This is a genomic window from Pseudomonas sp. NBRC 111133, from assembly GCF_001320605.1.
In the GTDB taxonomy this organism is placed as follows: Bacteria; Pseudomonadota; Gammaproteobacteria; order Pseudomonadales; family Pseudomonadaceae; genus Aquipseudomonas; species Aquipseudomonas monteilii.
In genome coordinates, this window is record NZ_BCBJ01000141.1 from 1 (window position 1) to 15790 (window position 15790).

Consider the following 15790-nt stretch of genomic DNA (forward strand, 5'->3'; position numbering starts at 1 on the left):
TTTTTCTTTAGCCACGACAGTGAACCTCTTGCCTAAAGGGGATTAGCCTTGTTTTTTAACGAGTGCTTCGACGATGTTCGACGGAGCTTCGGCGTATTTGGAGAATTCCATGGAGTAGCTTGCGCGACCCTGAGACATGGAACGAACGTCGGTTGCGTAACCGAACATCTCTCCGAGCGGAACTTCAGCGCGGACGACACGGCCAGAGACCGACTCATCCATACCCTGTACCAGACCACGACGACGGTTCAGGTCACCCATCACGTCACCCAGGTAGTCTTCCGGGGTTACAACTTCGACCTTCATGATCGGCTCGAGAACCACGCCACCACCCTTCTGGGCCAGTTGCTTGGTTGCCATCGAAGCAGCGATTTTGAACGCCATTTCGTTGGAGTCGACGTCGTGGTACGAACCATCGAATACCGCGGCCTTCAGGCCGATCAGAGGATAACCGGCAACAACGCCGTTTTTCATCTGCTCTTCGATACCCTTCTGGATCGCAGGGATGTATTCCTTAGGAATCACACCACCAACGACTTCGTTAGCGAACACCAGACCTTCGGTGATGTTGCCTTTTTCGTCCTGATCTGGCTCCGAGAAACGGATCCAGCAGTGACCGAACTGACCACGACCGCCCGACTGACGAACGAACTTGCCTTCGATCTCGACGTTGGACTTGGTGATCTTCTCGCGGTACGAAACCTGCGGCTTGCCGATGTTGGCTTCGACGTTGAACTCGCGCTTCATACGGTCAACGAGGATGTCCAGGTGCAGCTCACCCATACCGGAGATGATGGTCTGACCGGTCTCTTCGTCGGTTTTGACGCGGAACGACGGGTCTTCCTGAGCCAGCTTGCCCAGTGCGATACCCATCTTCTCCTGGTCAGCCTTGGTTTTCGGCTCTACGGAGAGCGAAATCACAGGCTCAGGGAAGTCCATACGCTCGAGGATGATCGGCTTGTCGGCGTTGCACAGGGTGTCACCGGTGGTGACGTCCTTCATGCCGATCAGAGCAGCGATGTCGCCTGCACGTACTTCCTTGATTTCTTCACGCTGGTTGGCGTGCATCTGCACCATACGACCAACGCGCTCTTTCTTGCCCTTAACCGAGTTGATGACGGAGTCACCGGAGGTCAGGAAGCCCGAGTAGACGCGAACGAAGGTCAGAGTACCAACGAACGGGTCGGTGGCAATCTTGAACGCCAGCGCCGAGAACGGCTCGTCGTCGTCAGCATGACGCTCGTCAAATTGCTCTGGCTTGACTTCGTCCTTAGGCACGTCGATCAGGTCAGGGTGGATACCCTTGATCGCCGGGATCTCGGTCGGAGCAGGCAGGAAGTCGATAACAGCGTCGAGAACCAGGGGAACACCCTTGTTCTTGAAGGACGAACCGCAGACAGCCGGCACGATCTCGCTAGCCAGGGTGCGCGCACGCAGGCCTGCTTTGATCTCTTCGACCGACAGCTCACCTTCTTCAAGGTACTTGTTCATCAACTCTTCGCTGGCTTCGGCGGCGGCTTCAACCATGTTGTTGCGCCATTCTGCAGCCAGCTCCAGCATATCGGCAGGAATATCTTCCTCGCGATAGGTGGTGCCCTTGTCGTCATCGTTCCAGTAGATGGCTTTCATCTTGATCAGGTCAACCTGACCCTGGAAGTTGTCTTCCGCACCGATAGCCAGCTGGATCGGAACCGGGGTGTGACCCAGACGGTTTTTGATCTGACCGACGACGCGCAGGAAGTTAGCGCCGGCACGGTCCATTTTGTTCACGTAAACAACACGTGGAACGCCGTACTTGTTGGCCTGACGCCATACGGTTTCGGACTGTGGCTCAACGCCGGAGGTACCGCAGAATACGACGACGGCGCCGTCGAGTACGCGCAGCGAACGTTCTACTTCAATGGTGAAGTCAACGTGGCCGGGGGTATCGATGACGTTTACGCGGTAGTTGTCGTACTGACCACGGGAACCTTTCCAGAAAGTGGTAACGGCAGCGGAGGTAATGGTGATACCGCGCTCCTGCTCCTGCACCATCCAGTCGGTGGTCGCGGCGCCGTCATGCACCTCGCCCATTTTGTGGCTCAGACCTGTGTAGAACAGGATCCGCTCGGTAGTGGTGGTCTTGCCCGCGTCAACGTGGGCACAGATACCGATGTTACGGTAGCGGTTAATTGCTGTAGTACGAGCCATAAAGCCCTCGCGAAAAGATTGATGCTTGAATTAGAAGCGGTAGTGCGAGAACGCTTTGTTGGCTTCGGCCATACGGTGCACGTCTTCACGCTTCTTGACTGCAGCACCCTTGCCTTCAGCAGCATCCAGCAGTTCGCCGGCCAGGCGCAGAGCCATCGACTTCTCGCCGCGCTTACGGGCGTAGTCTACGAGCCAGCGCATTGCCAGAGCATTACGACGGGATGGACGAACTTCAACCGGAACCTGGTAAGTGGCACCGCCAACACGACGGGACTTAACTTCGACCAGCGGAGCGATGGCGTCGAGAGCTTTCTCGAAGATTTCCAGGGGGTCGCTGTTCTTGCGTGCTTTGACGGTATCCAGGGCACCGTAAACGATGCGCTCGGCTACAGCCTTCTTGCCGCTTTCCATCACGTGGTTCATGAACTTGGCGAGGATCTGGGATCCGTACTTCGGATCGTCAAGGATCTCACGTTTTGCTGCTACACGACGTCTTGGCATGATAAGCCCTCAAACGGTCTTCAGGTTAGCCCGGGACGTGGGTCTTCGACCCCTGCCCGACCTTACTCTTATCGACTCAAAAAAATGGATGTCTGCAAACGGCCGATTACTTCGGACGCTTGGTACCGTATTTCGAACGACCCTGGTTACGGCCTTTAACGCCCGAAGTATCCAGAGAGCCGCGAACGGTGTGGTAACGAACACCTGGCAAGTCTTTTACACGGCCGCCACGGATCAGGACGACGCTGTGCTCTTGCAGGTTGTGGCCTTCACCACCGATGTACGAGGAAACCTCGAAACCGTTGGTCAGACGCACGCGGCATACTTTACGCAGTGCCGAGTTAGGTTTTTTCGGCGTGGTGGTGTACACACGGGTGCACACGCCACGACGCTGCGGGCAGTTCTGCAGCGCAGGAACGTCGGACTTCTCGACCGAACGCTTACGCGGCTGACGTACCAGCTGGTTGATAGTTGCCATCTACTAGCTCCACTGATTGTCTTGCGACTCTATTGTCTTGCAAGAAAGCCAAAAATTGGCGAGACGGAGCCTCACCAAATTTAAGGGTACAAAAGTCTAAAGAGGATCTTGCACCCAGTCAAGACGAGGCCCCGGCCCTCCCCGCCCGATCATCGGCAACATTTCATGTCACCGACGGTCGTTCGAGGCTTGCCGGGGCCCTGCCCTGTACTTAGTTACCGCTGGAGTTCAGCGCTTCGGTCAGTGCGGCTTCCACCTCACTGGCGCTCACACGCAGCGGCTTGTCGGCATCACGGCGACGCTTGCGCTCGCTGTGGTAGGCCAGACCAGTACCAGCCGGGATCAAACGACCCACGACCACGTTCTCTTTCAGGCCGCGCAGGTAGTCGCGCTTGCCGGTTACCGCCGCTTCGGTCAGTACGCGGGTGGTTTCCTGGAAGGAAGCCGCGGAGATGAACGACTCGGTCGACAGCGACGCCTTGGTGATACCCAGCAGCACGCGGGTGAACTTGGAGATGAACTTGTCCTCGCCGGCGAGACGCTCGTTCTCTACCAGTACCTGGGTCAGTTCCATCTGGTCGCCCTTGATGAAGCTGGAATCGCCCGACTCGGAGATCTCGACCTTGCGCAGCATCTGACGCAGGATGGTCTCGATGTGCTTGTCGTTGATCTTCACGCCTTGCAGACGGTAAACGTCCTGGATCTCGTTGACGATGTACTTCGCCAGCGCGCTCACACCCAGCAGACGCAGGATGTCGTGCGGGTCGCTCGGGCCGTCGGAAATAACTTCACCACGGTTTACCTGCTCACCTTCGAAGACGTTCAGGTGGCGCCACTTTGGAATCAGCTCTTCGTACGGATCGCTACCGTCGGTCGGAGTGATGACCAGGCGACGCTTGCCCTTGGTCTCTTTACCGAATGCGATGGTGCCGCTGACTTCAGCCAGAATCGAGGCTTCTTTCGGGCGACGCGCTTCGAACAGGTCGGCAACGCGCGGCAGACCACCGGTGATGTCACGGGTCTTCGACGTTTCTTGCGGGATACGCGCGATAACGTCACCAACACCGATCTGGGCACCGTCAGCTACACCAACGAGGGCGTTGGCCGGCAGGAAGTACTGGGCAGGTACGTCGGTACCTGGCAGGTACAGGTCCTTGCCAGCAGCATCGACCATCTTGATTGCCGGACGGATTTCCTTGCCTGCGGCAGGGCGATCCTTGACGTCCAGCACTTCAATGTTGGTCAGACCGGTCAGTTCGTCAGTCTGACGCTTGATGGTGATGTTTTCTTCCATGCCCACGAAGGTCACGGTACCTTTCAGCTCGGTAACGATCGGGTGGGTGTGCGGGTCCCACTTGGCGACGATGGCGCCAGCTTCGACCTTCTCACCTTCCTTGACCGAAATCACCGCACCGTAAGGCAGCTTGTAACGCTCACGCTCACGGCCGAATTCGTCGGCAATGGCCAGCTCGCCCGAACGCGATACGGCAACCAGGTTACCGTCGGCACGCTCAACCTGCTTCAGGTTGTGCAGACGCACCATACCGCCGTTCTTCACCTGGACGCTGTCGGCAGCCGAAGTACGGCTTGCAGCACCACCGATGTGGAACGTACGCATGGTCAGCTGGGTACCCGGCTCACCGATCGACTGTGCAGCGATAACGCCGACAGCTTCACCGATGTTCACCTGGTGACCGCGAGCCAGGTCGCGACCGTAGCACTTGGCGCAGATGCCATAGCGGGTTTCGCAGTTGATCGGCGAACGCACGATCACTTCGTCGATGCTGTTCAGCTCGATGAACTCGACCCACTGCTCGTCAACCAGGGTACCGGCCGGAACGATAACGTCCTCGGTGCCTGGCTTGAACACGTCACGGGCGATGACACGACCCAATACACGCTCACCCAGTGGCTCGACAACGTCGCCGCCTTCGATGTGCGGAGTCATCAGGAGGCCTTGGTCGGTGCCGCAGTCGATCTCGGTAACGACCAGATCCTGGGCAACGTCTACCAGACGGCGAGTCAGATAACCGGAGTTCGCAGTCTTCAAGGCGGTATCCGCCAGACCCTTACGAGCACCGTGAGTCGAGATGAAGTACTGAAGTACGCTCAGACCTTCACGGAAGTTCGCGGTGATCGGCGTCTCGATGATGGAGCCGTCCGGCTTGGCCATCAGGCCACGCATACCGGCCAGCTGACGGATCTGGGCTGCGGAACCCCGCGCACCCGAGTCAGCCATCATGTACATCGAGTTGAAGGACTCTTGCTCGACTTCTTTGCCTTCGCGGTCGATGACCTTCTCTTTCGAGAGGTTGGCCATCATCGCCTTGGACACTTCATCGTTCGCCTTCGACCACAAGTCGATGACCTTGTTGTACTTCTCGCCCTGGGTTACCAGGCCGGAGGCGTACTGGCTCTCGATTTCCTTCACTTCGTCGGTAGCGTTACCGATGATGCGGGCTTTCTCGTCCGGGATAACGAAGTCGTTAACACCGATGGAAACGCCGGAAATGGTCGAGTAAGCGAAACCGGTGTACATCAACTGGTCAGCGAAGATAACGGTCTCTTTCAGACCAACCACGCGGTAGCACTGGTTGATCAGCTTGGAGATCGCCTTTTTCTTCATCGGCTGGTTGACCACGTCGTACGGCAGACCTGCCGGTACAACCTGGAACAGCAGCGCACGGCCGACGGTGGTGTCGACGATGCGGGTGTTCTTGACCACCGAACCATCACGCTCTTTCACGGTTTCGTTGATACGAACCTTGATTTTCGCGTGCAGGGCAGCTTCGCCGGCGCGGAATACGCGGTCGACTTCCTGCAGGTCGGCAAACACGCGACCTTCGCCCTTGGCGTTGATGGCTTCACGGGTCATGTAGTACAGACCCAGTACAACGTCCTGCGACGGAACGATGATTGGCTCACCGTTGGCTGGCGAAAGGATGTTGTTGGTCGACATCATCAGCGCGCGCGCTTCGAGCTGGGCTTCCAGCGTCAGCGGCACGTGAACGGCCATCTGGTCACCGTCGAAGTCGGCGTTGTACGCAGCACAGACCAGCGGGTGCAGCTGAATAGCCTTACCTTCGATCAGAACCGGTTCAAAGGCCTGGATACCCAGACGGTGCAGGGTAGGTGCACGGTTGAGCAGTACGGGGTGTTCGCGAATCACTTCGGCAAGAACGTCCCACACCTCTGGCAGCTCGCGCTCGACCATCTTCTTAGCGGCCTTGATGGTGGTCGCCAGACCACGCATTTCCAGCTTGCCGAAAATGAACGGTTTGAACAGCTCGAGAGCCATCTTCTTCGGCAGACCGCACTGGTGCAGACGCAGGGTCGGGCCTACGGTAATTACCGAACGGCCGGAGTAGTCCACACGCTTACCGAGCAAGTTCTGACGGAAGCGACCTTGCTTACCTTTGATCATGTCGGCCAGGGACTTCAGCGGACGCTTGTTCGAGCCAGTGATGGCGCGACCGCGACGGCCGTTGTCCAGCAGGGCGTCGACCGCCTCCTGCAGCATGCGCTTTTCGTTGCGCACGATGATGTCCGGCGCCGACAGATCCAGCAGGCGCTTCAGACGGTTGTTACGGTTGATCACCCGACGATACAGGTCGTTCAGGTCGGAAGTCGCGAAGCGGCCACCATCCAGCGGAACCAGCGGACGCAGGTCCGGCGGCAGCACTGGCAGGACGGTCAGGACCATCCACTCAGGCAGGTTGCCCGAGCCCTGGAAAGCTTCCATCAGCTTCAGACGCTTGGACAGCTTCTTGATCTTGGTTTCCGAGTTGGTCTGCGGAATCTCTTCGCGCAGGCGACCGATCTCGTGCTCCAGGTCGATAGCGTGCAGCAGCTCGCGGACAGCCTCGGCACCCATGCGGGCGTCGAAGTCGTCACCGAACTCCTCCAGCGCTTCGAAGTACTGCTCGTCGTTCAGCAGCTGGCCCTTTTCCAGGGTGGTCATGCCCGGGTCGATAACGACATAGCTCTCGAAGTAGAGCACGCGCTCGATGTCACGCAGGGTCATGTCCATCAGCAGGCCGATACGGGACGGCAGCGACTTCAGGAACCAGATGTGGGCTACCGGCGAGGCCAGTTCGATGTGCGCCATGCGCTCACGACGAACCTTGGCCAGGGCAACCTCAACGCCGCACTTCTCGCAGATTACGCCGCGGTGCTTGAGGCGCTTGTACTTGCCGCACAGGCACTCGTAGTCCTTGACTGGGCCAAAGATCTTGGCGCAGAACAGGCCGTCACGCTCAGGCTTGAACGTACGGTAGTTGATGGTTTCCGGCTTCTTAACTTCACCGAACGACCACGAACGGATCATTTCAGGCGACGCCAGACCGATGCGGATGGCGTCGAACTCTTCGACTTGACCCTGGTTTTTCAGCAAATTCAGTAGGTCTTTCAAGGCCTTTCCTCCTGGCGGAGCAGGGAGCGGGCATTACCTGCCCCACTCCCCTTCGCGTCACGTGTTATTCGGTTTCCAGATCGATATCGATACCGAGCGAACGGATCTCTTTGATCAACACGTTGAAGGACTCGGGCATGCCCGGCTCCATACGGTGATCGCCATCCACGATGTTCTTGTACATCTTGGTACGGCCGTTCACGTCGTCCGACTTCACTGTGAGCATTTCTTGCAGGGTGTATGCCGCGCCGTATGCTTCCAGCGCCCACACTTCCATCTCCCCGAAACGCTGACCACCGAACTGCGCCTTACCACCCAGCGGCTGCTGGGTAACCAGGCTATAGGAACCAGTGGAACGCGCGTGCATCTTGTCGTCCACCAAGTGGTTCAGCTTGAGCATGTACATGTAACCAACGGTCACAGGACGCTCGAACTTGTTGCCGGTACGGCCATCGAACAGCACCATCTGGCCGCTTTCTGGCAGATCAGCCAGTTTCAGCATTGCCTTGATCTCACGCTCTTTGGCACCGTCGAAGACCGGGGTAGCCATCGGCACGCCTTTCTTCAGGTTGTGGGCCAGAGCCAGGATCTCTGCGTCGGTGAACTCTTCGAGGTTTTCCTGACGACCGCCGATCTCGTTGTAGACCTCGGTCAGGAACACGCGCAGTTCAGCGGCTTTGCGCTGCTCTTCGAGCATGCGGTCGATCTTCTCGCCCAGGCCCTTGGCCGCCAGGCCCAGGTGGGTTTCAAGGATCTGACCAACGTTCATACGCGAAGGTACGCCCAGCGGGTTCAGTACGACATCGACCGGAGTACCGTTGGCATCGTGCGGCATGTCTTCAACCGGCATGATGACCGAGACAACACCCTTGTTACCGTGACGACCGGCCATCTTGTCACCCGGCTGGATGCGACGGCGGATTGCCAGGTAGACCTTGACGATCTTCAGTACGCCCGGAGCCAGGTCATCGCCCTGCTGCAGCTTGCGCTTCTTGTCTTCGAACTTGTCGTCCAGCAGACGGCGACGGTCGACGATGTACTGCTGAGCCTTTTCCAGCTGCTCGTTCAGTGCATCTTCAGCCATGCGCAGTTTGAACCACTGGCCGTGCTCCAGACCGTCCAGCACTTCGTCAGTGATCACGGTGCCTTTCTTCAGGCCCGCGCCACCGTCGACCACCTGGCCGTTCAGGGCAGAACGCAGACGCTCGAAGGTTGCGCCTTCGACGATGCGGAACTCTTCGTTGAGGTCCTTGCGGATCTCGTCCAGCTGCATCTTCTCGATGGCCAGGGCGCGGCTGTCGCGCTCTACGCCATCACGGGTGAAGACCTGTACGTCGATGACGGTACCCTTGGTGCCGGTTGGCACACGCAGGGAGGTGTCCTTAACGTCGCTGGCCTTCTCACCGAAGATTGCGCGCAGCAGTTTTTCTTCCGGAGTCAGCTGGGTTTCGCCTTTTGGCGTGACCTTGCCAACCAGGATGTCACCAGCGCCGACTTCGGCACCCACGTAGACGATACCGGCTTCGTCCAGTTTGTTCAGTGCAGCCTCACCCACGTTCGGGATGTCCGCAGTGATTTCCTCTGGGCCAAGCTTGGTGTCACGCGCCACACAGGTCAGTTCCTGGATGTGGATGGTGGTGAAGCGGTCTTCCTGAACCACACGCTCGGACAGGCAGATGGAGTCTTCGAAGTTGAAGCCGTTCCACGCCATGAACGCGATGCGCATGTTCTGACCCAGTGCCAGCTCACCCATGTCGGTGGACGGGCCGTCGGCCATGATGTCGCCACGCTGAACCTTGTCGCCCTTGCTCACCAGCGGACGCTGGTTGATGCAGGTGTTCTGGTTCGAACGGGTGTACTTGGTCAGGTTGTAGATATCCACACCTGCTTCGCCGGTTTCCACTTCGTCGTCGGCAACGCGAACAACGATACGGCTGGCGTCGACCGAGTCGATCACACCACCACGGCGAGCAACCACGCAGACACCGGAGTCACGGGCAACGTTGCGCTCCATGCCAGTACCTACCAGCGGCTTGTCGGCACGCAGGGTTGGTACAGCCTGACGCTGCATGTTCGAACCCATCAATGCACGGTTGGCGTCGTCGTGCTCGAGGAACGGAATCAGCGAGGCAGCAACGGAAACAACCTGCTTCGGCGAAACGTCCATCAGGGTGACGTCTTCCGGCGCCTTGACGGTGAATTCGTTCAGGTGACGAACCGCTACCAGCTCATCGATCAGTTGCTTCTTCTCGTTCATCGCGGCCGAAGCCTGGGCGATAACGTGATCAGCTTCTTCGATGGCCGACAGGAACACGATGTCGTCGCTGACAACGCCTTCCTTCACCACGCGATACGGGCTTTCCAGGAAGCCGTACTGGTTGGTGCGGGCATAGGCTGCCAGGGAGTTGATCAGACCGATGTTCGGACCTTCAGGGGTCTCGATCGGGCACACACGGCCGTAGTGGGTCGGGTGTACGTCTCGGACTTCGAAGCCGGCACGCTCACGGGTCAGACCGCCAGGGCCGAGTGCAGAGACACGGCGCTTGTGGGTGATCTCGGAGAGCGGGTTGTTCTGGTCCATGAACTGGGACAGCTGGCTGGAACCGAAGAACTCTTTCACCGCCGCCGCAACCGGCTTGGCGTTGATCAGGTCTTGCGGCATCAGGCCTTCGCTTTCCGCCATCGACAGGCGTTCCTTGACCGCGCGCTCTACACGCACAAGGCCAACGCGGAACTGGTTCTCGGCCATTTCACCAACGCAACGTACGCGACGGTTACCGAGGTGGTCGATGTCGTCAACGATGCCTTTGCCGTTACGGATATCGACCAGGGTCTTCAGCACCTCGACGATGTCTTCCTTGCTCAGCACGCCCGAACCTTCGATCTCGGTACGACCGATACGACGGTTGAACTTCATGCGGCCAACGGCGGACAGGTCGTAACGCTCGGCGCTGAAGAACAGGTTGTTGAACAGGGTCTCGGCTGCATCCTTGGTTGGCGGCTCGCCTGGACGCATCATGCGGTAGATCTCGACCAGAGCTTCCAGCTGGTTGCTGGTGGTGTCGATCTTCAGGGTGTCGGAGATGAATGGACCGCAATCGATGTCGTTGGTGTACAGGGTCTCGATACGGACAACCTGTGCCTTGGCGACCTTGATCAGCAGTTCGGTGGTCATCTCGGTGTTGCATTCGGCCAGGATCTCGCCGGTAGCCGGATGCACGATGGCCTTGGCGGTAGTGCGGCCCAGGACGTATTCCATTGGAACGTCCAGCTGCTTGACGCCGGCTTTTTCGAGCTGGTTGATGTGGCGCGCGGTAATACGGCGGCCTTGCTCGACGATGACTTTGCCGGTTTCGTCATGGATGTCCATGACTGCAACTTCACCACGCAGACGTTGAGGCACCAGTTCCAGGCTGAGTTTTTCGCCGGAAATGTGGAACACGTTGGTGGTGTAGAAGGTGTTCAGCACTTCTTCAGTGCTGTAGCCCAGGGCGCGCAGCAGCACCGAAGCCGGCAGTTTGCGGCGACGGTCGATACGCACGAACACGCAGTCCTTCGGGTCGAACTCGAAGTCCAGCCAGGAGCCGCGGTAAGGGATGATGCGAGCGGAGTACAGCAGCTTGCCGGAGCTGTGGGTCTTGCCACGGTCGTGGTCGAAGAACACACCAGGCGAACGGTGCAGCTGGGAAACGATCACACGCTCGGTACCGTTGATAACGAAGGTACCGTTCTCAGTCATCAGGGGGATTTCACCCATGTAGACTTCTTGCTCTTTGATGTCCTTGATCGCTTTGTTCGACGATTCCTTGTCGAAGATGATCAGGCGCACCTTGACCCGCAGTGGGACCGCGAAGGTCACGCCACGCAGGACACATTCCTTCACATCGAAGGCCGGTTCGCCCAGGCGATAGCCTACGTACTCCAGGGCAGCATTGCCGGAGTAGCTGATGATCGGGAATACCGATTTGAAGGCCGCGTGCAGGCCGACGTCGCGGAACTGATCCTTGGATGCTCCCGCTTGCAGGAATTCGCGATACGAATCCAGCTGGATGGCCAGGAGGTAAGGCACATCCATGACGTCCGGCAACTTGCTAAAGTCCTTGCGGATACGTTTTTTCTCAGTGTATGAGTAAGCCATCAGCGTTCCCCAGCTTGGTCACCTGCTTGTTTGGCTTCTCCCGGCGGGAGCAGCCAGAAAATCGTGCAAACCCCTTGGTTTGCGCCACCCACATGGGTGTCTTGCAGCTTGTTATCGGGGCCGGCCTGACCGACCACCAATAACGGAAAAAGGCCGGTGGCGTAAGCCACCAGCCGTCAGCCCTTCGCTCAACGCTCAGGCTGGCATCGCAAGGTCGAGATTACTTCAGCTCGACTTTAGCGCCTGCTTCTTCCAGCTTCTTCTTAGCGTCTTCAGCGGCTTCTTTCGAAACGCCTTCAGCTACAACCTGAGGAGCGCCATCGACTTTCTCTTTGGCTTCTTTCAGGCCCAGACCGGTCAGTTCGCGAACGGCTTTGATCACGTTCACTTTCTTGTCGCCGGCTTCAACCAGAACAACGTTGAACTCGGTCTGCTCTTCAACAACGGCAGCAGCAGCAGCTGGGCCAGCAGCGGCAACAGCAGCGGTAACGCCGAAGGTTTCTTCCATCGCTTTGATCAGCTCAACAACTTCCAGAACGGTTTTCTGGCCGATTGCTTCGATGATTTGTTCGTTAGTCAGAGACATGACTTAAATCCTGTATTGGGGTGACAGCCTACGCAGCCATCAAATTAAACGTATGATTTTGAAAGAGTTCGCGCGCCTTAGGCGGCGGTAGCTTCTTTCTGGTCGCGAATGGCTGCCAGAGTACGAGCCAGCTTGCTGGTGGCGCCTTGGATCACGCTCATCAGTTTTGCGATAGCTTCGTCGCGGGTCGGCAGGGTAGCCAACACGTCGATCTGGTTCGCTGCAATGAAATTGCCGTCAAACGCAGCTGCCTTGATCTCGAACTTGTCCTGACCCTTGGCGAACTCTTTGAACAGACGAGCGGCAGCGCCCGGGTGTTCGTTGGAGAAAGCAATCAGGGTCGGGCCTTTGAACGCGTCGTTGAGGATCGAAAATTCGGTGCCTTCAACAGCGCGCTTCAGCAGGGTGTTACGTACAACACGTACGTAAACGCCAGCTTCGCGGGCCTCTTTACGGAGTCCGGTCATTGCGCTTACAGTCACACCACGGGCATCAGCCACGACAGCGGACAGAGCGACTTTGGCAGCCTCGTTGACTTCAGCGACGATGGCCTTCTTGTCTTCGAGTTTAATTGCCACGGGTTTACTCCTGGTTTTTACCGTTTCACCTGGCCGAAGCCTGATGTCGTTTTGGTGTCTGATTCGGTAACGAATCGGGAGCACCATCTGCGTGGGCTGGTGTTTTAAGGCTTGCGCCGCCTACGGTCTTGGATAGCCCCCGCCAGGCAGGGACCCCAATTTTTGCTGGTGGCGTGACAGGTCACACCACCATGTTCTTACACGTTCAGCGAGCTCTGATCGATGACCAGACCTGGGCCCATGGTGGTGCTCAGGGTAACGCGCTTGACGTAGATACCTTTCGAGGAAGCTGGCTTGATACGCTTCAGGTCAGCGATCAGGGCTTCAACGTTTTCCTTCAGCTTGCCAGCTTCAAAGCCGATCTTGCCAACGGAGGTGTGGATGATACCGTTTTTGTCGGTGCGGTAGCGAACCTGACCAGCCTTGGCGTTTTTCACGGCAGTGGCTACGTCTGGAGTTACGGTACCGACTTTCGGGTTAGGCATCAGGCCGCGAGGACCCAGAACCTGACCCAGCTGACCTACAACGCGCATGGCATCAGGCGATGCGATGACAACGTCATAGTTCAGGTCGCCGCCTTTCATTTCGGCAGCCAGGTCGTCCATACCTACGCGGTCGGCGCCGGCAGCCAGAGCGGCTTCAGCAGCTGGACCCTGGGTGAAGACAGCAACGCGAACGGTCTTGCCAGTGCCGTGTGGCAGCACAGTAGCGCTACGTACGACCTGGTCGGATTTACGCGGATCAACACCGAGGTTAACGGCGATGTCGTAGGACTCTACGAACTTGGCAGCAGGCAGCGAGGCCAGCAGAGTTGCCGCTTCTTCGAAGTTGTAGGCCTTGCCTGCTTCGATTTTTTCGGCGATTGCCTTTTGGCGTTTGGTCAGCTTAGCCATTACACACCCTCCACGTTCAGGCCCATGCTGCGGGCAGAGCCAGCGATGGTGCGTACAGCAGCGTCCAGGTCAGCGGCAGTCAGGTCAGCCTGTTTGGCTTTCGCGATGTCTTCCAGCTGAGCACGGGTAACGGTACCGACTTTAACGGTGTTCGGGCGAGCCGAACCACTGGTCAGGCCAGCAGCTTTCTTCAGCAGAACCGAGGCAGGGGTGCTCTTGGTCTCGAAAGTGAAGCTACGGTCGCTGTAAACAGTGATGATCACAGGAGTCGGCAGGCCGGCTTCTTGACCCTGGGTACGGGCGTTGAAGGCCTTGCAGAATTCCATGATGTTCACACCGTGTTGACCCAGTGCTGGACCAACGGGTGGGCTTGGGTTGGCCTGGCCGGCCTTAACTTGCAGCTTGATGTAAGCCTGAATCTTTTTAGCCATGAGCTACTCCAAAATCGGGTACAAACGCCTGTTGGCTCCCCGGATGACTTGCGTTTTATCCCAGTGACGACAAAACCCCGCAGCACACAGGGCTGCGGGGTATGGGATGCTTCGTCCGCCTAGACCTTTTCGACCTGGCTGAACTCGAGCTCTACCGGGGTAGAGCGACCGAAAATGAGCACTGCAACCTGCAGACGGCTCTTCTCGTAGTTAACCTCTTCGACACTACCATTGAAGTCAGCGAACGGACCGTCAATGACTCGAACCACTTCACCTGGCTCGAACAGCGTCTTCGGCTTCGGCTTGTCGCTACCGTCGGCAACGCGACGCAGGATAGCCTCAGCTTCTTTATCGGTGATCGGCGCAGGCTTGTCTGCAGTGCCACCAATAAAGCCCATCACACGAGGGGTATCCTTGACCAAGTGCCAAGTCCCTTCGTTCATCTCCATCTGGACTAATACATAGCCAGGGAAGAATTTACGCTCACTCTTGCGCTTCTGGCCGTTGCGCATTTCGACGACTTCTTCGGTCGGGACCAGGATCTCGCCGAAACCGTCTTCCATGCCAGCCAGCTTGACGCGCTCGATCAGGGAGCGCATTACATGCTTCTCGTAACCCGAGTAAGCATGCACAACATACCAACGCTTAGCCACGGGACACCTTTAGCCAACGATCAAGGAGACCGCCCAGCCGAGCAGGGAATCGAGCCCCCACAGCAGCAGTGCCATAACCAGCACGACAGCCACGACAATCAGCGTGGTCTGGGTGGTTTCCTGGCGGGTCGGCCACACGACTTTACGAATCTCGGTACGAGCTTCCTTCGCCAGCGCAAAGAACGACTTGCCCTTCGCAGTCTGCAGAGCTACAAAGCCCGCGACAGCAGCCAGGACGAGAAGAACGAGAACGCGATACAGGATTGGAGAGGCGGAGTAATATTGATTACCCACAACACCAACAACCACCAAAGCCACTACAGCCAGCCACTTGAACAGATCAAAACGCGATTCTTGGGCTTCAGTTTTGGGGGTCATCGAGGAGGATCCTGTAAGAAGAAAGCCATCACACCGAGGTGAAATGGCAGGTCAGGAGGGAATCGAACCCCCAACCTACGGTTTTGGAGACCGTCGCTCTGCCAATTGAGCTACTGACCTGTAACGCTGTATCAGGCCGGCCATTATACCGGCCTGATCAAGTAAATCAACTACTTATTCAATAATTTTTGCTACGACGCCGGCGCCGACGGTACGACCGCCTTCACGGATAGCGAAGCGCAGACCGTCTTCCATTGCAATGGTCTTGATCAGGGTAACAGTCATCTGAATGTTGTCACCTGGCATTACCATTTCAACGCCTTCCGGCAGCTCGCAGTTACCGGTCACGTCAGTGGTACGGAAGTAGAACTGAGGACGGTAGCCCTTGAAGAACGGAGTGTGACGACCGCCTTCTTCCTTCGACAGAACGTAAACTTCTGCGGTGAACTTGGTGTGCGGCTTGACCGAACCTGGCTTGACCAGAACCTGACCACGCTCAACGTCGTCACGCTTGGTGCCACGCAGCAGAACGCCGCAGTTCTCGCCAGCACGG

Annotated in this window: 12 protein-coding genes and 1 tRNA gene; all 13 read right to left on the reverse strand. The window is 57.7% G+C overall.

Going from position 1 to position 15790, the window contains the following annotated elements; translation table 11 throughout:
* Positions 1-42 precede the first annotated feature (42 nt).
* Entirely contained in the window at positions 43-2190 is a 2148-nt protein-coding gene (gene fusA, locus APH36_RS28660; protein ID WP_060501590.1) for an elongation factor G, read from the reverse strand.
* A 30-nt stretch (positions 2191-2220) separates the two neighbouring features.
* Entirely contained in the window at positions 2221-2691 is a 471-nt protein-coding gene (gene rpsG, locus APH36_RS28665; RefSeq protein ID WP_003246741.1) for a 30S ribosomal protein S7, read from the reverse strand.
* 106 nt (positions 2692-2797) lie between these two features.
* Positions 2798-3169, reverse strand: a complete 372-nt coding sequence (rpsL, locus tag APH36_RS28670) for a 30S ribosomal protein S12 (RefSeq protein WP_003255492.1) — start codon at positions 3167-3169, stop codon at positions 2798-2800.
* A 211-nt stretch (positions 3170-3380) separates the two neighbouring features.
* Positions 3381-7580 carry a DNA-directed RNA polymerase subunit beta' gene (gene rpoC, locus APH36_RS28675; protein ID WP_016715870.1) on the reverse strand — a complete coding sequence of 1400 codons (4200 nt, stop codon included), beginning with the start codon at positions 7578-7580 and terminating at the stop codon, positions 3381-3383.
* A gap of 64 nt (positions 7581-7644) precedes the next feature.
* Entirely contained in the window at positions 7645-11718 is a 4074-nt protein-coding gene (gene rpoB / locus APH36_RS28680; RefSeq protein ID WP_016715871.1) for a DNA-directed RNA polymerase subunit beta, read from the reverse strand.
* A gap of 220 nt (positions 11719-11938) precedes the next feature.
* Entirely contained in the window at positions 11939-12304 is a 366-nt protein-coding gene (gene rplL, locus APH36_RS28685) for a 50S ribosomal protein L7/L12 (protein ID WP_003255496.1), read from the reverse strand.
* Positions 12305-12381: 77 nt separating this feature from the next.
* A complete protein-coding gene (rplJ, locus tag APH36_RS28690; protein ID WP_016715872.1) occupies positions 12382-12882 on the reverse strand; it encodes a 50S ribosomal protein L10 in 501 nt (166 codons plus the stop codon).
* 197 nt (positions 12883-13079) lie between these two features.
* Complete coding sequence (gene rplA / locus APH36_RS28695) at positions 13080-13775, reverse strand: 50S ribosomal protein L1 (protein ID WP_060501592.1); 696 nt, start codon at positions 13773-13775, stop codon at positions 13080-13082.
* A complete protein-coding gene (gene rplK, locus APH36_RS28700) occupies positions 13775-14206 on the reverse strand; it encodes a 50S ribosomal protein L11 (protein WP_003255500.1) in 432 nt (143 codons plus the stop codon). Before rplK ends, rplA begins: the two co-directional genes overlap by 1 nt.
* Before the next feature lie 119 nt (positions 14207-14325).
* A complete protein-coding gene (gene nusG, locus APH36_RS28705) occupies positions 14326-14859 on the reverse strand; it encodes a transcription termination/antitermination protein NusG (RefSeq protein WP_003255501.1) in 534 nt (177 codons plus the stop codon).
* Positions 14860-14868: 9 nt separating this feature from the next.
* Complete coding sequence (gene secE / locus APH36_RS28710) at positions 14869-15237, reverse strand: preprotein translocase subunit SecE (RefSeq protein WP_003255502.1); 369 nt, start codon at positions 15235-15237, stop codon at positions 14869-14871.
* Between the two features lie 44 nt (positions 15238-15281).
* Positions 15282-15357 (reverse strand) — tRNA-Trp (locus tag APH36_RS28715).
* A 54-nt stretch (positions 15358-15411) separates the two neighbouring features.
* The coding region (locus APH36_RS28720) for an elongation factor Tu (protein ID WP_081011215.1) at positions 15412-15790 on the reverse strand (379 nt) is incomplete at its 5' end.